The 20,715-nt window shown below is 71.4% G+C and carries 22 protein-coding genes; 18 read left to right on the top strand and 4 right to left on the bottom strand.

Annotated features, from left to right (window positions below):
* Positions 1–344 precede the first annotated feature (344 nt).
* Positions 345–1,706 (top strand): phosphoglucosamine mutase, encoded by a 1,362-nt coding sequence (gene glmM / locus ABD912_RS04635; RefSeq protein ID WP_345148834.1) that lies wholly within the window; start codon positions 345–347, stop codon positions 1,704–1,706.
* 140 nt (positions 1,707–1,846) lie between these two features.
* Here the strand turns inward: glmM and ABD912_RS04630 are convergent, their stop codons facing one another.
* From ABD912_RS04630 to flgN, 4 genes are read right to left on the bottom strand one after another with little or no spacing between them, the layout of a single operon-like run.
* Positions 1,847–2,227: a flagellar assembly protein FliW gene (locus ABD912_RS04630; RefSeq protein ID WP_345148832.1), complete on the bottom strand. Its 381-nt coding sequence runs from the start codon at positions 2,225–2,227 to the stop codon at positions 1,847–1,849.
* Entirely contained in the window at positions 2,224–3,108 is an 885-nt protein-coding gene (gene flgL / locus ABD912_RS04625) for a flagellar hook-associated protein FlgL (RefSeq protein WP_345148831.1), read from the bottom strand. The genes ABD912_RS04630 and flgL overlap by 4 nt, the downstream gene beginning before the upstream one ends.
* A 2-nt stretch (positions 3,109–3,110) precedes the next feature.
* The gene (gene flgK / locus ABD912_RS04620; RefSeq protein ID WP_345148829.1) at positions 3,111–4,490 is read right to left on the bottom strand and encodes a flagellar hook-associated protein FlgK; all 1,380 of its coding nucleotides are present in this window, start codon (positions 4,488–4,490) and stop codon (positions 3,111–3,113) included.
* Positions 4,491–4,504: 14 nt separating this feature from the next.
* Entirely contained in the window at positions 4,505–4,987 is a 483-nt protein-coding gene (gene flgN, locus ABD912_RS04615) for a flagellar export chaperone FlgN (protein WP_345148827.1), read from the bottom strand.
* Between the two features lie 234 nt (positions 4,988–5,221).
* On the opposite strand from flgN, the gene ABD912_RS04610 reads away from it, so the two are divergent.
* From ABD912_RS04610 to ABD912_RS04530, 17 genes are all read left to right on the top strand, one after another.
* The gene (locus ABD912_RS04610; protein ID WP_345148825.1) at positions 5,222–6,052 is read left to right on the top strand and encodes a sigma-70 family RNA polymerase sigma factor; all 831 of its coding nucleotides are present in this window, start codon (positions 5,222–5,224) and stop codon (positions 6,050–6,052) included.
* Between the two features lie 209 nt (positions 6,053–6,261).
* The gene (locus ABD912_RS04605; protein WP_345148823.1) at positions 6,262–7,110 is read left to right on the top strand and encodes a flagellin N-terminal helical domain-containing protein; all 849 of its coding nucleotides are present in this window, start codon (positions 6,262–6,264) and stop codon (positions 7,108–7,110) included.
* A 244-nt stretch (positions 7,111–7,354) separates the two neighbouring features.
* Positions 7,355–8,704: a flagellar filament capping protein FliD gene (fliD, locus tag ABD912_RS04600; protein WP_345148821.1), complete on the top strand. Its 1,350-nt coding sequence runs from the start codon at positions 7,355–7,357 to the stop codon at positions 8,702–8,704.
* Between the two features lie 2 nt (positions 8,705–8,706).
* Positions 8,707–9,234 carry a flagellar export chaperone FliS gene (gene fliS / locus ABD912_RS04595; RefSeq protein ID WP_345148819.1) on the top strand — a complete coding sequence of 176 codons (528 nt, stop codon included), beginning with the start codon at positions 8,707–8,709 and terminating at the stop codon, positions 9,232–9,234.
* Positions 9,224–9,571: a hypothetical protein gene (locus ABD912_RS04590; RefSeq protein WP_345148817.1), complete on the top strand. Its 348-nt coding sequence runs from the start codon at positions 9,224–9,226 to the stop codon at positions 9,569–9,571. Before fliS ends, ABD912_RS04590 begins: the two co-directional genes overlap by 11 nt.
* Before the next feature lie 4 nt (positions 9,572–9,575).
* Positions 9,576–9,917: a flagellar basal body rod protein FlgB gene (locus ABD912_RS04585; protein WP_345148815.1), complete on the top strand. Its 342-nt coding sequence runs from the start codon at positions 9,576–9,578 to the stop codon at positions 9,915–9,917.
* Positions 9,917–10,309 carry a flagellar basal body rod protein FlgC gene (locus ABD912_RS04580; protein ID WP_345148813.1) on the top strand — a complete coding sequence of 131 codons (393 nt, stop codon included), beginning with the start codon at positions 9,917–9,919 and terminating at the stop codon, positions 10,307–10,309. Before ABD912_RS04585 ends, ABD912_RS04580 begins: the two co-directional genes overlap by 1 nt.
* A gap of 1 nt (position 10,310) precedes the next feature.
* The gene (gene fliE, locus ABD912_RS04575; protein ID WP_345148812.1) at positions 10,311–10,682 is read left to right on the top strand and encodes a flagellar hook-basal body complex protein FliE; all 372 of its coding nucleotides are present in this window, start codon (positions 10,311–10,313) and stop codon (positions 10,680–10,682) included.
* On the top strand, positions 10,682–12,421 hold the full coding sequence (fliF, locus tag ABD912_RS04570; RefSeq protein WP_345148811.1) for a flagellar basal-body MS-ring/collar protein FliF: 1,740 nt from the start codon (positions 10,682–10,684) through the stop codon (positions 12,419–12,421). The genes fliE and fliF overlap by 1 nt, the downstream gene beginning before the upstream one ends.
* A 24-nt stretch (positions 12,422–12,445) precedes the next feature.
* Positions 12,446–13,465, top strand: coding sequence for a flagellar motor switch protein FliG (gene fliG / locus ABD912_RS04565; protein ID WP_345148810.1), 1,020 nt, complete (start codon positions 12,446–12,448; stop codon positions 13,463–13,465).
* Complete coding sequence (locus tag ABD912_RS04560) at positions 13,458–14,093, top strand: FliH/SctL family protein (protein WP_345148808.1); 636 nt, start codon at positions 13,458–13,460, stop codon at positions 14,091–14,093. The genes fliG and ABD912_RS04560 overlap by 8 nt, the downstream gene beginning before the upstream one ends.
* Positions 14,094–14,164: 71 nt before the next feature.
* Positions 14,165–15,442 carry a FliI/YscN family ATPase gene (locus ABD912_RS04555; protein ID WP_345149413.1) on the top strand — a complete coding sequence of 426 codons (1,278 nt, stop codon included), beginning with the start codon at positions 14,165–14,167 and terminating at the stop codon, positions 15,440–15,442.
* Between the two features lie 58 nt (positions 15,443–15,500).
* Positions 15,501–15,920 (top strand): flagellar export protein FliJ, encoded by a 420-nt coding sequence (locus ABD912_RS04550; RefSeq protein WP_345148806.1) that lies wholly within the window; start codon positions 15,501–15,503, stop codon positions 15,918–15,920.
* 243 nt (positions 15,921–16,163) lie between these two features.
* The gene (locus tag ABD912_RS04545; protein ID WP_345148805.1) at positions 16,164–16,826 is read left to right on the top strand and encodes a C40 family peptidase; all 663 of its coding nucleotides are present in this window, start codon (positions 16,164–16,166) and stop codon (positions 16,824–16,826) included.
* A gap of 932 nt (positions 16,827–17,758) precedes the next feature.
* Positions 17,759–18,967: a flagellar hook-length control protein FliK gene (locus tag ABD912_RS04540; RefSeq protein ID WP_345148803.1), complete on the top strand. Its 1,209-nt coding sequence runs from the start codon at positions 17,759–17,761 to the stop codon at positions 18,965–18,967.
* 95 nt (positions 18,968–19,062) lie between these two features.
* On the top strand, positions 19,063–19,500 hold the full coding sequence (locus ABD912_RS04535) for a flagellar hook assembly protein FlgD (RefSeq protein WP_345148802.1): 438 nt from the start codon (positions 19,063–19,065) through the stop codon (positions 19,498–19,500).
* A 35-nt stretch (positions 19,501–19,535) separates the two neighbouring features.
* The gene (locus tag ABD912_RS04530; protein ID WP_345148801.1) at positions 19,536–20,708 is read left to right on the top strand and encodes a flagellar hook protein FlgE; all 1,173 of its coding nucleotides are present in this window, start codon (positions 19,536–19,538) and stop codon (positions 20,706–20,708) included.
* Positions 20,709–20,715: the final 7 nt, after the last annotated feature.

The following is a 20,715-nucleotide window of genomic DNA, read 5'->3' as shown; positions in this document are numbered from 1 at the left end:
TGGCGGGATCCGCCGCAAAAACAGTTGGAAACCGGTGTCCATGCAAGTGAAAACGTCTGCAGCAAGGCCAGTGTGCTTCGGCCCTCGAAAAAGGTCAATGAGGCAGCGCCAAACGGGGCCCGGCCCGGGCGGGCAGGGCGCCGCCTGGCGGGATCGTCCCAGGGGCGCTGCCACGCGGAATCCTTTACGGGAACCCAACCCTCCATCCTTTCCCGGATTGAACCCGCGGCAGCCGCGACGGGCCGTAATAATTCTGTGATCTTCGACCCTTCGCACCTCTCTGACATGGGGCACAGCGTGGAGGGTGAAAGGGCTGTGGTCGGCGTCTCCTATGATGGAGCGTGATGGCACGACTATTTGGCACGGATGGCGTCCGTGGAAAAGCGAACGAACTGCTCACTCCCGAGCTGACGATGCGGCTTGCCCAAGCGGCAGCCGTCGTGCTCGGGCACCGGGTTTCCGAGGGGCGGCGGCCGGTCGCCGTCGTGGCCAAGGATCCGCGCATCAGTGGCGACTTCATTTCCGCCGCCATCGAGGCGGGCCTGGCCTCCGCGGGGGTGGACGTGTACGACGCCGGCACGCTGCCGACGCCGGCGGCCGCGTACCTGGTGGCCGACCTGGGCGCCGACTTCGGCGTGATGATCTCCGCCTCCCACAACCCGGCCCCGGACAACGGCATCAAGTTCCTGGCCCGCGGCGGGCAGAAGCTCGACGACGCGCTCGAGGACGCCATCGTCGCCCAGATGGCCTTCGAGCCCCCGCGCCCGGTCGGGGCGGAGGTGGGCCGCGTCCGCCGTTTCGCCGACGCCGAGGACCGCTACGTCGTCCACCTGCTGCAGACCCTGCCGAACCGCTTGGACGGACTCAAGGTGGTCCTTGACTGCGCCCACGGCGCGGCCAGCGGCTGTTCTCCGCAGGTCTTCGCCAACGCCGGCGCGCAGGTCGTGGTGATCGGCGCCGATCCGGACGGCCTGAACATCAACGACGGCTACGGCTCCACCCATCTGGAAAACCTCCAGGAGGCGGTCCTGGCGCACGGCGCCGACCTGGGCATCGCGCACGACGGCGACGCCGACCGCTGCCTGGCGGTGGACCACACCGGCGCCGTGGTCGACGGCGACCAGATCATGGCGATCATGGCCACCACGCTCAAGGAGCAGGGGCGGCTCAAGGACAACACCCTAGTGGCCACCGTGATGAGCAACCTGGGCCTGAAGCTGGCCATGCGCGAGGCCGGCATCACCATCAAGGAAACCGGCGTCGGGGACCGCTACGTCCTGGAGGGCATGCGGGAGGGCGGCCTGAGCCTCGGCGGGGAGCAGTCCGGGCACGTCATCTTCGCCGACTTCGCCACCACCGGCGACGGAGTGCTCACCGGCCTGCAGATCGCCGCCCGCGTGGCCGGCACCGGACGCACCCTCCACGACCTGGCCGCGGCGATGAGCGTGCTGCCCCAGATCCTCATCAACGTGCGCGGCGTGGACAAGGCCGCCGCGGCACAGAACGAGACCGTGGCGCAGGCCGTGCGCGAGGCCGAGGCCGAGTTGGGGGAGAGCGGCCGCGTGCTGCTGCGCCCCTCCGGTACCGAGCCGGTGGTGCGGGTCATGGTGGAAGCCTCCGACCAGGCCACCGCAACCGGCGTCGCCGAGCGGCTCGCCGCTGTCGTGCAGTCCGAGCTGGCGCTGGAAGCCAACGTCGTCAACTAGCGCCTATCCCCGCCCCGCCCCTCGCTTCGCGCGGGGCGGGAGGGCGGCTGGTCGGCCGCGCACACAATAAAGAGGCGATTTGTCCCCCAAGGGACAAATCGCCTCTTTATTGTGTGGTGCCTGTGTGTGGCGCCGGTCCGCTAGCCCGAAAGGCCGTCGAGACGGTGGCGCAACGGCCAGTCGCCGGTGGCCAGCACCGGCTGGGTGCCCTGCCCCGTGCGGGGGTTGAGCACCAGGGGCGCCATGAGGTTCACCGTGGGCCCGTCCCCGGTCGGATTCACGACCACCAGCAGTTGCAGGTCCCCGGCGTCTTCGGCGGAGACGGTCGAGAGCTGGGGGCCGGAGAGCTTCGGCGCGTAGCCGGGCACCAGGTCGGCGGAGAGGGCGAAGAGGCGAAGCTCGGGATCCGCCGCCGCGCGCAGGGCGTGCAGGCCCGGGGCCCCCTCCACCTCGTCGAGGTCGTAGGCGGTGTGCCGGCCCAGGCCGGCCAGGGGTTCGGTGAAATCGACGCGCAGGGTCATGAGAGGTAGTCCATCAGGCTGGTGTTGAGCACTTTCGAGGTGGCGGACAGGGCCGCCTGGTAGGAGAGTTCGCGGGAGGAGAGGTTCAGTGCCGCCTCGGCGAGTTCGATGTCCTCGGCGGCCGAGCGCGTGGCCTCCAGCATCGCGGCGGATTCGCCCAGGGCGCTGGCGGCGCGCTCGACGGAGGCGTAGCGCGCGCCGGCCTCGGTCCGCCCCAGCACGAGGGTCTGCCGCTTGGCGTCGATGTCCGCCAAGCGGGCGCTCACCGGGTCGCCGTTGCGGATCTCCGCGGTCAGGTTGTCCAGCAGGGCGAACACCGAGCCGGTCCCGGAGCCGAACAGGGCCGCGCCGTCGGCGTCCACGCGCACGCTCTGCCCTTCGCCGACCCGGCGCAGCACCTCGCCGGTGCGGGGATCGGCCACGGGAGGTTCCCCGGTGAAGGCCTGCGCGGCGGAGGAGGTTCCGGCGAACACGTTGCGTCCCAGCAGGGTGGTGTTGGCGACGCCGAGCAGGTCCTGCCTGAGCCCGTCGATCTCCTGGGCGATCGCCTCCCGCGACTCCTGGCTTTGCGTGCCGGTGCTGGCCGCCTGCAGGGTCAGGTCGCGGACCCGCAGCAGCAGGTCCGTCGCGGTGGAGAGCGAGGAGTCGATGGTGCCGAGCCAGTTCTGCGCATCCTTGACGTTGCGCCCGTACTGCTCCGCCGCCCGTTGGCCCGAGCGGGCGGCCATGCCGGTGCCGGCCGCCACCGGGTCGTCGGAGGGCTTGGCGATCCGCTTCTGCGAGGTGGCCTGCTCCAGGGCGGCGGTGTAGCGGGCCTGGCTCGTCTGCAGGCGCTGCTGCGCGCCGGCAATGCTTCCCTGCTGGGTGACACGTTGGAACATGGCTACCTTCCGACGGTTCCGGTGCGGTTGATGAGCACGTCGAGGGCCTCGTCGACGGCCGTGATGACGCGGGCGGCGGCCTGGTAGGAGCGCTGGTAGGCCATCAAAGCCACGTTTTCCTCATCCACGCTGACGGCGGAGCCGCCCAGCTGCGAGGCCTTGGCCCGGTCCTGGATCGCGGCGGAGGTGTCCGCGGCGGAGGCGGCGGTGGCCGACTGGGAGCCGACGGCCACCACGGCCGAACGCCACAGCGTGTCGGGGCCGCCGGTGGAGCCGCCGATCAGGGAGATGGCGTCGGCAATGGACGCGTCGTACGCGCCCGCGCCGACGGCGCCGGTTGCGATCCCGTCGGCGCCGGTGGGAACCACGCTCAGCGTGGCGGCGGCCGAGCCGGGACCGGTGGCGAAGAAGTCCAGGCCGGTCGTTCCCGCCGTTGTGCTGCCGGAGGCATGGATGGCGTTGGTCTGCGTGGCCAGGGCGGACGCGACGGCGTCGTAGGAGGCGAGGGTCTGCGCGAAGGCGCCGGAGGCCGGATCAAGCACGGACCGCAGCCCGGCGAGCTCGCCGGAACCGAGTTCGACGGCGGTGCCGGGCCGGTGGGCCCATTCGACCTGGGGCGTGCCGTCCGCCAGCGTGGAGACCGCCAGTTGGCGCGTCGTGCCGCCTTCGACGATGGGGACCCCGCCGATGCTGGCGGTGGCGGTGCCGTCCGCGGCCAGGCGGACCGTGGCGCCCGTGAGGGCGGAGAGCTGCTCCAGCGCAACGTCGCGCTGGTCCAGAAGCCCGGCCGCGTTGCCTCCCGAGGCGGTGGCGGCCTGGATGGAGGCGTTCAGGCTCGCGATCCGGGAGGCCACCGAATTGGCCTGCTCCACGGCGCTGGAGGTCCGTGCGGTGGCCGCGTCGCGGGCGGCGGACACCGAGGCGTGGCCGGAGCGGATCGTGGAGGCCAGCGATCCGGCGGCGCTGAGCAGCAGCGAGGCGCGGCCGCCGTCGCTGGGATCGTTGGACAGGTCCTGCCAGGCGGCCCAGAAGTCCGCGAGCCCGGCCTGCAGGCCCAGCTCGCCCGGCTCGCCGAGGATCGCTTCGATGTCCGCGTAGGCCTCGGCCCGCACGCCCGTGAAGGCGGCATCGGCACTGCTGGAGCGGACCAGCGAATCCGCTTGGGCGTCGGCCAGGCGGTTGACGCCGGTGACGATGACGCCTCCCGAGGCCAGCGCTGCCGCGGTGGTGCCGGCCAGCGGCGCGGCGGCGGTCGTGGTGATGCGCTGGCGCGTGTAGCCGGTGGTGTCGACGTTGGCGAGGTTGTTCGCGGAGATGTCGATGCCGGCGCGGGCTGCGCCCAGTCCGGACAGGCCGGTTCCGAGGGTGCCGAAGGTGCTCATGGGCGATTCGAGTCCTAGAGGGTGCGGTCGAGGGTCGGGACGTTGCCGGCGGAGGGCTGGGTGCCGGTGGAGTCGTAGCCGAGGGCGGTTGGATCGCTGGCGGCAGCGGATTCCTGCGCCGAACGGATGAGGCTGCGCAGGAACTGCTCATTGGTGTCGCGAAGCTTGCGGATGGATTCCGTCTGCGCGGTGATGGCCTCGAGGTGGCCGGAGAGGATTTCGGTCCAGGGTCCCACGGGGGCGGCCGCGGCCAGTTGGCGCAAGGTTGGGCGCTCGGTCAGGGCCCATTCGTCGCCCAGCGCGGTCATCAGGACGTCGCAGGTCATGACCTCGCCCTGGAGGCGCTCCGAAACCCGCTCGACCTCGCGGGTGGCGAAGTTGATCCAGCGGTTTTTCCCGGCCGTCAGCAGCATCTGCTCGACCTCGAGCTTGTAGCGGAGGATCTCCAGCAGCTCGCGCTGTCTCCACAATGCCGCAGACAGTTCATGGGCCCCCATGCCATTGCTCCCTTGCTCTATACGTATGTCACCGCCAGGAAATTGCAGTTTGCCAGCGCCAGTAATGCAACATCGGCAATTTGTGGCTGTGCGTTAGCGGCCGTGATGCTACGATTCTCAACAGTTGAACATGTTTGCAAATTCTGTTGATGATCCACTCGTTCCTTTACAGGGTTGTGTAAGCGCGTTCCAGCGGGATTAGTGCTTTGTGTCTCATAGGGGGGACGTTAAGAAGTGGATCGTGCAACCCGGGACCAGCTTGTGCTGGACCATCTACCGCTGGTCGGATACCTGGTATCCGATCTTTGCCTTCGGCTGACCAATGTCGACCGCGAGGAGATGGCGGCCGTGGGCGCCTTGGCGCTTGTGGCCGCGGCAGGGTCCTACGATCCGGAGCGCGGAGTGCCTTTCGGGGCCTTCGTGCGCATCCGCATCAACGGGGCCTTCGCGGACGACATGCGCTCGGCGGATTGGGCCACGCGCGGCACCCGGCGCAGGATTCGCGAAACCCGGCAGGTCCGCGACTCGCTGGCCCAGGCGCTGTCCCGCGAACCCTCCACGGACGAACTGGCCGCCGCCTTGGGCGTCTCCCGCAACGAGGTCGATGCCACCCTCCAGGATGCTTCGCGCCGCGTGACGCCGTTGGACGAGCTGACCGTGCAGATGCTGATGGACGAAAGCGAAGGCCCCGAGGACGTGGTCTTCGCCCGTGAACGGGCCGCGACGCTGCGTCACGCGGTGGAGGCGCTGCCGGAGCGCATGCGCCGCATCGTCCAGGACCTCTACTTCGGTGACAAGACGGTCAAGGACCTCGCCGCCGAGCTGGGCTGCACGCACTCGGCCGTGTCCCAGCAGCGTTCGGAGGCGCTGAGGCTGCTGCGTGACGCCGTCGAGCCCCGCGTCACCGACATCCAGGCGGTCCCCGGGGCCCGCCATTCCCGCATCGCCGCCGACCGGTACCAGCGCTACATGGCGGACTTCGAGCAGGCCGCCACCCAGCCGGTTGCCGCCGTGCTCGAGGGGGGCCTGCGCGACGGCCTCGCCGCCGCGCGCACCTACGCCTAGCCGTATTCCCCTGAGAGGACCTAGCCGGCAAACGCGGCAGCGCCCGGTTCGCCAACGCGGGAAGCTTCGCCGGGAATTTCCGCCCAAAGAAATCTCCGGCCAAAAAATTTCCGGCAAGGGCTAACGCGCCTTGCCGGGGAGCCGATAACCCCACATGGAACCCACGGACGGGGACCATAAACTGCCTGATCTCACGGAGGAGAACAACCATGGGCATGACCGTCAACACCAACCTGGCCGCCAACAGCGCCTACCGCAACCTGAGCGCCACCCAGAACACCCTCAGCAAGTCCATGGAGAAGCTCTCCAGCGGCCTGCGCATCAACCGCGCGGCCGACGACGCCGCCGGCATGGCGATCTCCGAGGGCCTGCGCTCGCAGGTCAACGGCCTGACCCAGGCGTCCCGCAACGCCCAGGACGGCATCAACATGCTGCAGACCGCAGAAGGTGGCCTGGCCGAGGCGCACTCCATCCTGCAGCGTGTACGCGACCTGGCCGTCCAGGGTGGCAACGACTCGAACAACGCCGCTTCCCGCACCGCGATCAAGACCGAAATCGATGCGCTGGGCGACGAGCTCATCCGCATGTCGGACTCGATCAACTTCAACGGGATCAAGCTGAACGACGGCGCCACCTCCGGCCCCGCCGGTGACGGCAAGCTGAACTTCCAGGTCGGTGCCGGCTCCGCCGCCACCGAGCAGATCAGCATCGACCTCTCCGGCGCCGACCTGAACGCCATCGGCACCGCCGTCAAGGCGCTGACGGTCGACACCGCCGCCAACGCGCTGGCCTCCGTCGGCTCCACCGACACCCAGATCGGCAACGTCTCCACGGTCCGCGCCACCATCGGTGCCACCCAGAACCGCCTTGAGAGCACCATCAAGCACGTCAACGTCTCCAAGGAAAACCTGGCCGCCGCCGGCTCGTCCATCCGCGACACCGACATGGCCGCCGAAATGGTGAAGTACACCGCCGCCAACGTCATGTCCCAGGCCGGCACCGCCATGCTGGCCCAGGCCAACCAGTCCACCCAGGGTGTCCTGCAGCTCCTGCGCTAACCCTGAGACAGGCTAGGCCCGGCACCTGCCAACCCCCAAGGGGCGGGCGCCGGACCACAACCCGCAACACCGGAAACGGCACGGCGGGTGTACCGCGGAGGTTCCCCAGACCGACGCGGCAGGCGGCAGTTCGGGGACGTCCTTGCGGCGTTCCCGGACTGCCGTCTGCATTTTGGGAACTCCCGGCGCCCAGGTGCCGGAAACCGAACGCCGCCGTACCGACCAGTGAACCCGAGGAGGGGACATGAGCTTTGCCATTGACGGACTCGCCAGCGGGCTCAAGAGCAGCGAGATGATCGATGCGGTGATGGATGTGCAGTCGATCCCGCAGACCCTGCTCAAGAACAAGATCACCGCAGGGGAGTCCCAGATCTCGGTGCTGCGGTCCCTGAACTCCAGGATCGCCGACCTTGCCACACTGGCGAAGAAAACCACGGCGGCAGGCGCCTTCTCCCTCTTCACGGCGACGAGCTCCGCCACGGGCATCAAGGCGACGGCCGGGGCCACCGCGACCGAAGGCTCGGTCTCCCTCCGGGTCGAGGCCACGGCCACCCGCCATTCCGCGGTCACCGCGGCGAAGACCGCCTGGTCCGGCACCGAGCTGACCATCACGGACGGCAGCGGCACGGCGACCTCCATCACCGCGGCCTCCACCTCCATGGACGACGTGGTCAAGGCAGTCAATGCCGCCGGCGCCGGGGTCACCGCCTCCAAGGTCGCCGCGGGCACCGACGCAGGCACCGGCGAGCCGCTCTACCGGCTCCAGTTCACCGCCACCGAGTCCGGAGCCGCGAATTCCTTCACGGTGACCAGCGGCGGGGCGGACGTGTTCGCCGAGCCGGGCGCCGCCATCGTCACCCAGGGCAGCGACGCGCAGGTGCTGCTCTATGCCGGCACCGCGGCGGAAACCCGCCTGACCAGCACCACCAACACCTTCACCGGGATCCTCCAGGGAGTGGACATCACCGTCGCGGCGGGAACCGCCGCGGGCACCGTGGCCGAGGTCGCCGTGGCCCGGGACACCGAGGCCGTCTCCTCGAAGGCCAAGGACCTGGTCGACGCGCTCAACGGGGTGTTCAACCTGATCAGTGCCAAGACCGCGGTCAGCGGCAGCAACAACTCGCTGAGCGCCAACGTGCTCACCGGGGACAGCGCCGTGCGCAGGACCAACGAGGCGCTCTTCAAGGCCGCCGCGGAGCCGATCAACGGCCGCTCGCCCTCCGAGTACGGCATCACCGTGACCCGCTACGGCACGCTGGAATTCGACGCCGACAAGTTCGCCGCCGCCTTCGAGGCGGACCCGGCCGCCGTCGAATCCGTGGTGAACCAGATTTCCGCCCGCGTGGAGTCCGTTGCCACCGCCACCAGCGACAAGTACGACGGCGCACTCACCGCCAAGATCACCGGCCAGGAAAAACTGATCGGCACCTGGGGGGACCAGGTCGAAGCCTGGGACACCCGGCTGGCCCAGCGCCGGGCCCAGCTGGAACGAATCTACGCGTCCTTGGAGGTCACCATGAGCAACATGCAAGCCCAATCCACCTGGCTCTCGTCCCAGATCGCCGCCCTGCCCACCGCCTCGACGAGCAGCTGACCATGAGCGCGCTGCACACCGATGCCATGGCCCGCTACGGCCGCGACGCCGTGCTCTCCGCCACCCCGGCCCAGCTGCTGGTCATGCTTTGTGACCGGCTCATGCTGGACCTGGGCCGCGCCGAGCAGGCCCAGGTCCAGCAGGACTGGGCCGCCGCGTCCGCCCAGCTGCTCCACGCCCAGGACATCCTCACGGAACTCTCCGTCTCGCTGGACCGCACCGTGTGGGACGGGGCCGACGACCTCCTGGCGCTGTACCAGTACGCGCACACCGCGCTGGTCAACGCCAACATCTACCGCAACGTGGAGTTGACCCGGGAGGCCGCCTCCCTGATGGGCCCGATCTGTGCCGCCTGGCGCCAGGCCGCCCAATCCCTTCCGGCAGCACAGCCCCTCCCCGCGGGCCAAGGCCTTCCGGGAACCCCGGCCGCAGCGAATCCGTTTGCGGCCAGCCAAGCGGCTCCCGCATCCCCCTTCGGCGCGTGGGACTCCAGCCCGCGCGCGGCGGGAGGCACCCTCGGTGTCGGCTGAGCCGGACGCCGCGTGGGACTCGGCGCTGACCGAGCTGGAGGAGCGGTTGGCCGCCACCGAGGCCTGGCTGCGGGAGCACGACGGCGCCGCGGACCACGACGTGCCCTCCGCCCTCGCCGCCGCGCTGCCGGCCGCCGGCTGGACGCCCCCGTCCGGGCTGGGGCCGGTTCCCGCGGCGCTGGGCGATCGGCTGGTGGCCCTGCACTCCCGCCACCGGGACGCCACCGAACGGCTGGCCCGCACCCGCACCGGCGTGGGCGAAGCCTTGGCCGCGGCCCGCACGGTGCTCGCCACCAAGGCCCCGGCCCCCGGCATCTACCTGGACCTGGAAGGCTGAACGGATGTTTGAATCGCTCTCCATCAGCGCGCTGACCAGCGCCCTGGATGGGTTGTCGGAGCGCCAGCGCGCCATCGCCAACAACATCGCCAACGTCAACACCGAGGACTACCACGCCCGGCGGATCCGGTTCGAGGACGCCCTGCGGGACTCGATCGAGCGCGGCGACGGCCGGATCGAGACAACCACCGAATACTCCCAGGAACCCACCCAGCAAAACGGCAACAACGTCAACCTGGACACCGAGACCCTCTCCAACATCGACACGGTGCTGAGGTACCAGTTCGCGGCCAACGCCGTGGGCGGCAGCTTCTCCTCCGTCCGGACCGCCCTGAGGACCAACTGATGACTTTCGACGCGATCGGCATCGCCGGCACCGGCCTGACCGTCCACCGCAAGTGGCTGGACGCCGTGTCCGACAACCTTGCCAACGTCAACACCGCGACCTCGACCGACGGCGAGGCCTTCCGTGCCCGCTACATCTCCGTCCAGGCGGACGCCAACGGACAGGGCGTGCACGTGGCCGGAGCGGTCTGGGGCGACGCCGAGGGGCGGCTGGTCCACGACCCCAACAACCCGCTCGCCGACGCGGACGGCTATGTCCGCTACCCGGAGATCGACCTCGGTGAACAGATGGGCGCGCTCATCATGGCCCAGCGCGGCTACCAGGCCAACGCCGCCGTGGTGGACCGGGCCAAGTCCACGTACGAAGCCGGACTCCAGATCGGACGCAACTGACATGGCCCTGGACATCAGCAGCATCGCCGGCGTCGGAAGCCTCGGCGGCGTCACCGGTGCGGGCGGCTCCGGCACCGTCGCCTCGCTCTGGGAGAGCGCCCGCGCCTCCATCCAGGCCCCCCGGGCCACCGCGGCGGCACCGGCCGACGGCGGAGCCTCCTTCGCCGCCGCCCTCACCTCCGCGGTGGACGAGGTCCAGGGCCTGCAGGGGACCTCCAAGACCTTGGCGCTCCAGGCCGTGACCGGGGACCTGGACGACATCCACAACGCGACCATCGCCTCCACCCGCGCCGCGGTGTCCCTGGAGCTGATCGCCACCGTCCGCAACAAGGGCATTGACGCCTTCAACGAGATCATGAGGATGCAGGCCTGATGGCAACCGCCGTGCCGCCCGTCGTCGGCCGGATGGTTTCGGCCGTCCGCGAGTTCACCATTGCCCAGCGCGCGATCGCACTGATCGGCGTGGGCGTGCTGGTCCTCGGGGCCACCGCCCTGGGGTTCTGGCTCACCCGCCCCTCCTACACGCCGCTGTTCAGCGGGCTGCAGGCCTCGGACGCGAGCCTGATCGTCGAGCAGTTGCAGGCGGACAACGTCCCCTACCAGCTGACCGATGGAGGGGGCACCATCATGGTGCCCCAGGAGAACGTGTACGACGAGCGGCTCAAGGCGGCCTCCGCCGGGCTGCCGGCCGCGGAGGCCGACGGCTACTCGCTGCTGGATTCGGTGGGGGTCACCTCCTCCGAATTCCAGCAGGACGTCACCTACAAGCGCGCCCTCGAAGGCGAACTGGCCACCACCGTGGCCTCCCTCGACGGGGTCAAGAGCGCGTCCGTCCAGCTCGCCATCCCGGAGGAAACGGTCTTCACGGAGAACACCGTCGAACCGACGGCCTCGGTGTTCGTGGAAACCCAGCCGGGGCAGAGCCTGGGCAAGGAACAGGTCCAGGCCGTGGTGCACCTGACCAGCGCCGCCATCGAGGGGCTGACCCCGGACAACGTGGCCGTCGTGGACTCCTCCGGCAAGGTCCTCTCCGCCGTGGGCAGCGGAGCCGTCGGAAGCGTGGACGAGCAGGCCACCGGCTACGAACAGCGCGTCTCCGCCGCCGTGCAGGGCGTGCTGGACCGCGTGGTCGGGGTGGGCAACGCGACCGTGGCGGTCGCCGCGGACATGAGCACCGACACCACCGAGCGGATTTCCGAAACCTACGGCGACGACACGACCACGCTGACCGAGACCTCCGACAGCGAAAGCTACACCGGCAGCGACGCCGGCGTCGGAAGCGGGGTGCTTGGCCCCGACAACATCGCCGTCCCGGAGGGGGAGAACGGCGGCGGCGACTACGTCAACGAATCGGCCAGCAAGACCAACGCCGTGGACAAGGTCGTCGAAACCAGCTCCATCCCCGCCGGCCAGGTGCGCCGGCAGAGCATCTCCGTGGCGATCGATTCGGCCGCCGCCGGGGGCGTGGACGTGAACGCGCTGAGCAACCTGATCTCCTCGGCCGCGGGCGTGGACAACCAGCGCGGCGACAGCATCGCCGTCGAAGTGGTCCCCTTCAACACCCAGGCCGCCGAGCAGGCCGCCGCCGCCCTGGCCGCGGCCAAGGCGGCCGAGGAGGCGGCCCGCCAGCAGGAGCTCATCCGCGGGGGCATCATCGCCGCCGCCGTCGTGCTGGGCCTGGCCATGGCCGCCTTCTTCATCGCCCGGGCCCGCCGCCGCGACCGCCGGGAGGCGCTGGACCGGCGCGAGGAGATCGAACTCGAGGAAATGCGCACGCTGGCCCAGCTCGGGTCGACGCCGCCCCCGGCCACCACCTCCATCCCGGCGTTGGTCCAGGCCCAGGCCCTCGAAAGCTTCCCGGCCCCGCTGCCGGAGCTCACCGCTTCCCCGTCCCGGCAGGCGGACCTGCAGCGGGCAGCGATCGGCCACATGGCGGCGACCGACCCGGCACGCACGGCCGAATTCCTGCGCGCCTTCATCGACGGGGACTCAGGCACCCCCGCCCTCACCGCCGCCCGGCCCGCCGTGGCCGCCGCGGAGGCGCCGGCCCAGGACTCCGCGTCCGCCCCGGCCGCAGCGGATGCCCCGGCTGCAGAGAACGTCCCCGCATGAAAGCACTGACATGAAAGCCACGGCATGAAAGCGAAAACCAGTAGCGAACTGTCCGGACTGCAGAAGGCCGCCGTCGTGCTGATGCAGCTCGAGCAGGAGGACGCCGCGGCGGTCATGCGCGAGCTCAGCGAACCCGAGGCGCAGGACCTGGCCACCGAGATCGTGCGGCTGCGCCGGGTGGATGCGGCGGTCGCCGATGCCGCCGTCGCGGAGTTCCACGAGCTGACCCTGTCCGGCCAGCGTCCGGCCCGCGGAGGCAAGGACGTCGCCGTCGGCCTGCTGGAGGCCACCTACGGCCGCGACCGCGCCTCCGGGGTGATGGACCGCCTCTCGGCGAGCATCGCCGGCCGGTCCTTCGAGTTCCTCGAGGACGTCGACGCCGGACAGATTTCCTCCCTGCTCGACGGCGAGCTGCCGCAGACCGCGGCCCTGGTCATGGCCCACCTGCAGCCCGGCCACGCCTCGGCGGTGCTGGCCGGGCTGCCCGAGGCCGCCCGCGCCCAGGTGGCCCAGGCGATCGCCGAGATGGGTCCGGCCACGCCCGAGGCCGTTGCCCTGGTGGCGGAATCCCTCAAGAGCCGCGTCGGTGCCGTGGTCACCACCCGGGACGCGGGGGAGAGCCTGGGCGGCATCCAGCCGCTGGTGGACATCCTCAACCGGTCCGACGCCGCCACCGAGCGCGGCCTGCTCGCCGCCCTGGCCGAGACCGACCCCGAACTGGCCGAGGAGGTCCGCTCGAGGCTGCTCACCTTCGCCGACCTGGCGAAGCTGGAGAACCTGGACATGCAGAAGGTCCTGCGCGGGGTCGATCCGGCCCTGCTGGCGCTGGCCATGCGCGGAGCCCCCACGGCCGTCGTCGAAGCCATCGAATCCAACGTCAGCGAGCGCACGCTGGCGGCCCTTGCCGAGGAGACCTCGATCCAGCGCCGGGTCCGTTCCTCGCAGGTGGAGGACGCCCGCTCGGAGATCGTCCGGGCCGTCCGTGCCCTTGAGGCCCAGGGCGAGGTGCAGATCCGCCGCACGGACGAGGACAGCTATGTCTGAGTCCTCTGCCGGCGCCGCGGCCGCCGTGCCCGCCTACCGGCCGCTGGAGATCCCGGTGCTCGGGACGGAACGGATCGATGCCGGGTTCGAACGCGCCCGGGTGCGCGGCCATGCCGCCGGCTACGCGGCCGGCGCCGCCGTGGCTGCGGCCGGCCTGGCCACGGCCCGCGCCGAACTGGAGGCCCAGGCCGCCCGCATCCGCGAAGCCGAACAGGTCCGCGCGGCCTCCGCGGTCCGGGCCCTCGAGGCCGCGGCGGCCGGCTTGAACGACCGCATGGTGGACCACCTGGGGCAGCTGACCGGCGTCCTGGCCGAGGCCGCCCTGGACCTGGCCGCGGACCTGCTCGGTTCCAACGTCTCGGGCCCCGACCTGCTGGGGGACCGCGCCCGGTCCGCCCTGGACCGCGCCCTCGCCGTGCCCACCGACCCGCCCGTCCACACGGTCAGGCTGCACCCGGAGGACCTGGCGGCGCTGGCCGGGCAGGAGGCGGCCGGCGTCGTGCTGGTGGCCGATCCGGCCCTGGCGCGCGGGGACGCCGTGGCGGAGTACGACGGCGGGTGGATCGACGCGCGGCTCGGCGCGGCCCTGGCCCGTGCCCGCGCCGCGCTGCGCGGGGAGGAGTGGTGACCTCATCAACCGGCCTGGTTCGTTCGGGGGAAGCGGTCAGGCCGCCGGAACTGAGTGGGCTGCTGGCCGGCATGGCCGCCGCGGGGGCTCCCCGGCGCACCGGCCGCGTGGTGTCCGTCAGCGGCCTGGGCTCGGAGATCACCGGCCTCGCCCTGCCGGTGGGCGGGGTGGTGCGCTGCGGCGGCGGCCTGGCCGAGGTGGTTTCCGCCGGCTCGGGCTCGCTGCGCTGCATGGCGCTGGAATCCACCGCCCGGCTCCAGGTCGGCGACGATGCCGTGGCGGCGCCGGACAGCGGACTGATCGGGATCGGGCCCGGCCTGCTGGGCCGCGTCCTGGACGGGCTGGGCCGGCCCATCGACGGCAAGGGGCCGCTGGCGGGAACCGTGCCGGTGGACAGCCACCAGGCCCCGCCGGGACCGCTGGAACGCAGCCGCATCCGGGAACAGCTGTCCACCGGGGTGCGCGCCATCGACGCGTTCACCCCGCTCGGCCGCGGCCAGCGCATGGGCCTGTTCGCCGGATCCGGCGTCGGCAAGTCCTCCCTGCTCTCCATGGTGGCCCGCGGATCCGAGGCCGCCCTGAGCGTGATCGCCCTGGTCGGCGAGCGCGGACGCGAGGTCCGCGAGTTCCTCGAGGACGACCTCGGCCCCGAGGGGCTGGCGCGTTCGGTCGTGGTTGTGGCCACCAGCGACCAGCCCGCCCTCATGCGCCTGCGCGCGGCCCGCACGGCCACCCGCATCGCCGAGCATTTCCGCGACGGGGGCGCCGACGTCGTGCTGATGATGGATTCGCTCACCCGCGTGGCGATGGCCCAGCGCGAGATCGGCCTCACCTCGGGGGAGCCGCCGGCGACCCGCGGCTACCCGCCGTCGGTCTTTTCGCTGCTCGCCGGGCTGCTGGAGCGCACCGGACCCGCGCCGGTCGGTTCGATCACCGCGCTGTACACCGTCCTGGTGGAGGGCGATGACCACAACGAACCGGTGGCGGACACGGTGCGCTCGATCGTGGACGGGCACATCGTGCTGGACCGCGCGCTCGCCGTCTCCGGGCATTACCCGGCGATCGACGTGCTCGGTTCGGTCTCCCGGCTCGAATCGCGCATTGCGGCCCCGCCCGTGCGCGCAGCCGTCACCGCGGTGCGCCGGGTGATGGCAGCCCGCGCGCAGGCCCGCGACCTGATCGACGTCGGCGCGTACAAGGCCGGCGCCAACCCGCTGGTTGACGCCGCGCTGCGCCACGAGGCGGACCTCGACGCGTTCCTGCGCCAGGACATGGACAGCCCGGTCCCGGCCGCGGTGTCGGGGCAGGGGATCCAGGAACTGGCCGCCAGGCTGGCGGCGGGAGCATGAACGGTGGCGGGTATGGAGTCGGGCGCGGACAGGAGCGGGTCATGAAGGGGTTTCGGCCATGAGCGGGGTCAACCGGCTCGCCTCGCTGCTGCGGCTGCGCCGGCTTGAGGAGGACCTCGCCGCCGCGAAGGCGGGGGAGGCTTCCCGCCGGGCCGGGGCGGCGGGACGCCGGGTCGAGGAGGTCGGCGAACAGGTGGAGGCGGCGGCGCGCGTCGCGGCAACCGCTGCCAACGCCGCGTTCCAGGCCCGCTTGGGCGGCTACGGGCTGCTTGCCGAATTGCGCGGCGTGGCCGCCGAGCACGCCAGCGAGGCCGCAGCCGCCGAGGACGGGCTGAGGACCGCCCGGCAGGCCGCCGCCACGGCCGCGAAGGCGGTGGAGCGCCGCGGGGCAGAGGCCGCCGCGGCTGCCGAACGCCGCGAGCAGACCGCCCTGGACGAGGCCGGCGCCGCCGCTTGGTCCCGGACGCGGGGGAGATAGGCACTCCCGAGTTGAAGGTCCTCGGAGATGAAGCGCCGGCATGCCTTGCCAAAGGATCCTGTTCCGCTCCTGCGTTTCGCCAAAGGTTGATGCTGGGTTTCGGGGTGCAACCCAGCATCAACCTTTGGCGAAACGCGAGGGATGGGCAATGTCCTTTGGCGAAACCCTTCGGTTTGCCGGCTTCGCTTAACTTCCCGCCGGCCCTGCCGACAGTAGGGAACTGAACACCACGGAAAGGGCCCGATGAGTTACGAGGCGACGCTCGAGCGCATCTCCAGCATCCAGTCGCGGTTCGGGATGATGCAGGCCGTCACCGCCTCCACCACCGAGGCCACGGCGGTCCAGAACACGCAGGCCACGATGACCCAGACGTCCTCGCTGGAGTCGCTGGCGTCCAGCCTGGGATTGGGCACCTCGGGCACCTCGCTGGATTCGCTGTCCACGCTGCTGGGCTCCGAAGCCTCCCGCTCCTCGCTCTTCGCCCAGGCCCTCGACGCGGCCAAGACCACCTCCGCGGCCCCTGCCTCCACGAGCGGCACCACCGGCGGAGCGGACATCGTCGCCACCGCCAAGAAGTACCTCGGGGTGCCCTACGTGTGGGGCGGTACCGATCCCGACAAGGGCCTGGACTGCTCCGGCCTGGTGCAGCTGGTGATGGGGGAACTCGGTGTGGACATGCCGCGCGTGGCCCGCGACCAGGCGAAGGAAGGCACCGCGGTCGCCTCCCTCGCCGAGGCTCAGCCGGGGGACCTGCTCGGCATGCGCAACGGCTCCCACATCGCCATCTACCTCGGCGACAACAAGATCCTGCATGCGCCGCAGCCCGGTCAATCGGTTTCCATCAGGTCGCTGACCAGCGCCGATGACATCGACACGATCCGGCGCGTTGCGCCGGCCTCCGCATGATCGCCGCGGGGGACCTGGCTGCCGCCCCCCAGAACGCGGTGCGCCAGGATCCCGCACGCCATGGGAGCGGGGGCATCGGGGCGGGACGGGACGCGGGCCTTGGCTTTGCGCGCAGCCTTGATGCCGCACGCAGCGCCAATGAAACGCCTACCGCCAACGTCACCGGAAGCGTCAACGTCACGCGCAGCGCCAATGAAACCCGCAGCTTGGCCGAAGCGATGGGTGACCTGCCGGGGAAGCGCGGGCCGGCACCGGAAACCAGCACGACGGCGGCGGCACAAGACGGTGCCCTACCTCGCTCCGCGGATTCCGCCGGCCTCCAGCAGACGTCCATGAACCCTGCCGTCCCGAACGCGGGGGCTGGGCCGTTCGCGGGCGGGATCGAAGCCAGAGCCGCATCGGTCCTTGCGGTGTCGAGCCTTTCCGTCTCCCCTCAGGGGGAGGAAGCAGGGAACGCAGGAACCGGCCTTACCCTGGCAGGCACGGCCGCCGCCGGGAAGGGCGGGGCGCCTGCCGCCGGCGGCTTGGGTTCGGGGGCCCAGAAGCTTGGGGCAGCGGTAACCGGTTGGCTGCCGGAGGGTCCGGGTTCACCTGCCCTCGCCATCCCAGGCCGCTTCAGCGCCGGTCCGACGGCGGGCGCGGGCCAAAGGCGCCTCGCTGCGGCATCCTCCGTGCCGCCCGGTCTGCCCGGCTCCGGGATGATGCTGAACGCCGCGCCCTTGATCGGCACGACCCTCACGGGAACGACGCTCTCGGGAACGACCCTGCCCGGCGCGTCGACCGTTGAAGCGGCAGCGCCCGGGAACCTTGGGACAGAGGTTGCGGGAACCGCGGTCAGTGGAGACCCGTTGGTGCAAACCGGCGTTGATCCCGCGGTGTTCGGAGCATCGCGGGCCCCTGGAGCGGGAACCGCGCCCGGCGAAGAGCCTGCATTGCAGGACGGAGTTGCCCCGGGTCTCAACCGCATCGGCCTTTCCGGCGCGGCTGTCCGCACCCTGCCCGGCATGCCCCTGCCCGGCGCGCCCGCCGTCGACCGGGCGGACCCGGTGCAGGGCGGTATTGCCCCCGGCCCGTCCGGTGCTCCCTTGAATGGCTCCGCCCTGACCGGCGGGGCCATCGCCGTCCCCGCGCCGTCCGGACCTTTCGGCGCCGCGGCAGCGGGGACCGCGGTCGGCGGGGAAGCGCCGGTGCTGGAAGAGGGCGGCCCCGGCCTGCCCGGCACTACCGTCCACGCCCCCACCGGCACGGGGTCCGCAGGGCAGGACCAGCCGGACGCGCTCGCCGGCCGCGGCCTGCGTGGATCCGGCCTGCATGAATCCGGTCTGGGCGATTCGGGCCTGGGCGGCTCCGGCTTGGGCGGCTCCGGCCTGGAGGGTGCTGCGCAGGGCGGTGGCGGCAGTGACGTTGCCGGGCCGGCTGCCCTCCCTGCCGGTGTACAGGGCGCGTCCCAGCATCCGGTCCCCGGCGCGGGGTCGCCGTCGGCCGACGTACCGGCCGGCGCCACGGTGCCGGCGGTGGGCGAGGTGTCCTCCGCCGCCCCCACGGTCCGCTCCACGGCGGCCGACCAAGCGGCCCTGAACCGGCAGCTCGGCGGACCCGTTGCCAGGCTGGCCGAGGCCGGACCGGGGGAGCGTTCCGTCATCGTGAGGGTCAGCCCCGACACCTACGGTCCCGTGACCATCCGCGCGACCATCGGCGCGGACGGGAGTATCAAGGTGGAACTAACCTCCGCCACCGACGCCGGCCGCGAAGCGCTGCGCTCGGGCCTGGCCGACCTGCGCCGCGACCTCGCCCAGGTGCTGGGCCCCCAGGCCCAACTCAGCGTCGACCCGCGAACCGACCAGGGCCGCGCGGGTTCCTTCGGGCCGGGTTTCTTAGGGCAGGGTTCCTTCGGGCAGGGAAACGGCCACGGGGCATCGTTTGGTGGTGAGGCCGGTAGCGGGCAGGGCCAGAACGGCACTGGCCAAAGCAGCGCAGGCCAGAACGGGACCGGACACCCCGGGACAGGGCGCAACGGCCCCGGAGGCGTGCAGCCGGGGAACGCGGGGGTTCGCGGCGCCGGGCACGCCGCGGAGGGGACGGCCGGCGTCGTGCTCCCCGGCACCGCCGCGGGGACCGCCGGACTGGACGTGCTGGCGTGAGGCGTCCGCCCGTCATTCAGAGGCCGGCCTGCTTACGCGGCGCGCCAAGGAACCGATAGACCAGCACAAGCACGCCAAACCGCCAGGGAGAAAACATGTCGATCGAAGCCATCGCCTCCGCATCCGGGGCGACGCTGGCCGGGACCAGTCCCGCCCGCGAGGTCAAACAGACCATGGACAGCGAGGTCTTCATGCAACTGCTGGTCACCCAACTGCGGAACCAGGACCCGAGCTCGCCGATGGACACCACCGACATGGTCGCCCAGACCACGCAGCTGGCCATGATGGAAAGCCTCACCAAGCTGGCGTCCGGCGTCGAGGGGCTGCTCTCCTCGCAGCAGAGCACCCAGGCGTCCCAGCTGATCGGCGCGCTCGTCACCTGGATGGATGACTCCGGGAAGAGCCGTTCCGGAATCGTGGACTCCGTCTCCTTCGGTGGGGAAACCCCGACCGTTTCGGTGGACGGCACCGACGTCGCCCTGTCGGAGCTCACCGGGGCCCGCGCCCCGGGCTCCGGCGGAACCACCGCCTAACAGCCCTCACTTCCCAGCCCCGAAAGGTCAACGCCATGCTTCGTTCCCTGTACTCCGGCATCAGCGGCCTGCGCTCGCACCAGACCATGCTCGACGTCACCGGCAACAACATCGCCAACGTCAACACCACCGGCTTCAAGTCCTCCTCGGTGGTCTTCCAGGACACGCTGTCCCAGATGACCGCGGACGCCACCGCGGGCGACGCGCAGGCCGGCGGCACCAACCCGGCCCAGGTGGGCCTGGGCGTCCAGGTCGCCGCCATCGCCACGAACACCACCCAGGGCTCCCTGCAGGCCACCGGGAAGGGCACCGACGTGATGATCGGCGGCGACGGGTACTTCGTGGTTTCCCAGGGAGGCCAGCAGTACTACACCCGTGCCGGCGGGTTCGAGATCGACGACCAGGGCCGCCTGAAGACCTCCGGCGGAGCGCTGCTGCAGGGCTGGCCGGCCGCCAACGGCGTGGTGGACACCACCGCCTCGTTGGGCACCCTGGACGTCGTCAACTCCACGGCCAGCCCGGCCGCCGCGACCAGCGCCCTCGGCGCCACCGGGAACCTCCCCTCCGACGCCGCCGTCGGCACCGTGCGCAGCACCGAGATCACCGTGTACGACGCGGCCGGCAACGCCCGCAACTTCTCCCTGGAATTCACCCGCACCGCCGCCGGCTGGGACGTCGCGGCCGACGACGGCGCCGGTAACACCGCCACCGGAAGCCTGGCCTTCACCAACGGCGCGCAGACCGGGGCCACCCCGCTGACCGTCGGCGGCGCCACCGTGGACCTGTCCGCGATCACCGGCTACTCCGGCCTGAACACCGCCGGCCTGACCTCCCAGGACGGGCGCGCCTCCGGCCTGATGGAGTCCTTCTCGATCGGCCCGGACGGGACCGTCACCGCCGCGTACAGCAACGGCGCGCGGCTGGCCGTGGGGCGCATCGCTCTGGCCGACTTCGCCAACCCCGGCGGCCTGGAGAAGGCCGGGGATTCGCTCTACCGGGCCTCCGGGACCTCCGGCGCCGCGAGCCTCGTGGAGCCGGGCGCCAACGGCGCCGCCACGCTGGCCTCCGGCTTCCTGGAGATGTCCAACGTGGACCTGTCCCAGGAGTTCACCAACCTGATCGTGGCGCAGCGCGGCTTCCAGGCCAACGCGCGCATGATCACCACCAGCGACGACATCCTCCAGGAACTGACCAACCTGAAGCGCTAGCATTTCC

This window comes from Arthrobacter ginkgonis, from assembly GCF_039540195.1.
Taxonomy (GTDB): domain Bacteria; phylum Actinomycetota; class Actinomycetes; order Actinomycetales; family Micrococcaceae; genus Zafaria; species Zafaria ginkgonis.
The sequence above is the reverse complement of the archived record's forward strand: the minus strand, read 5'-3'. Positions and strand labels throughout refer to the sequence as shown.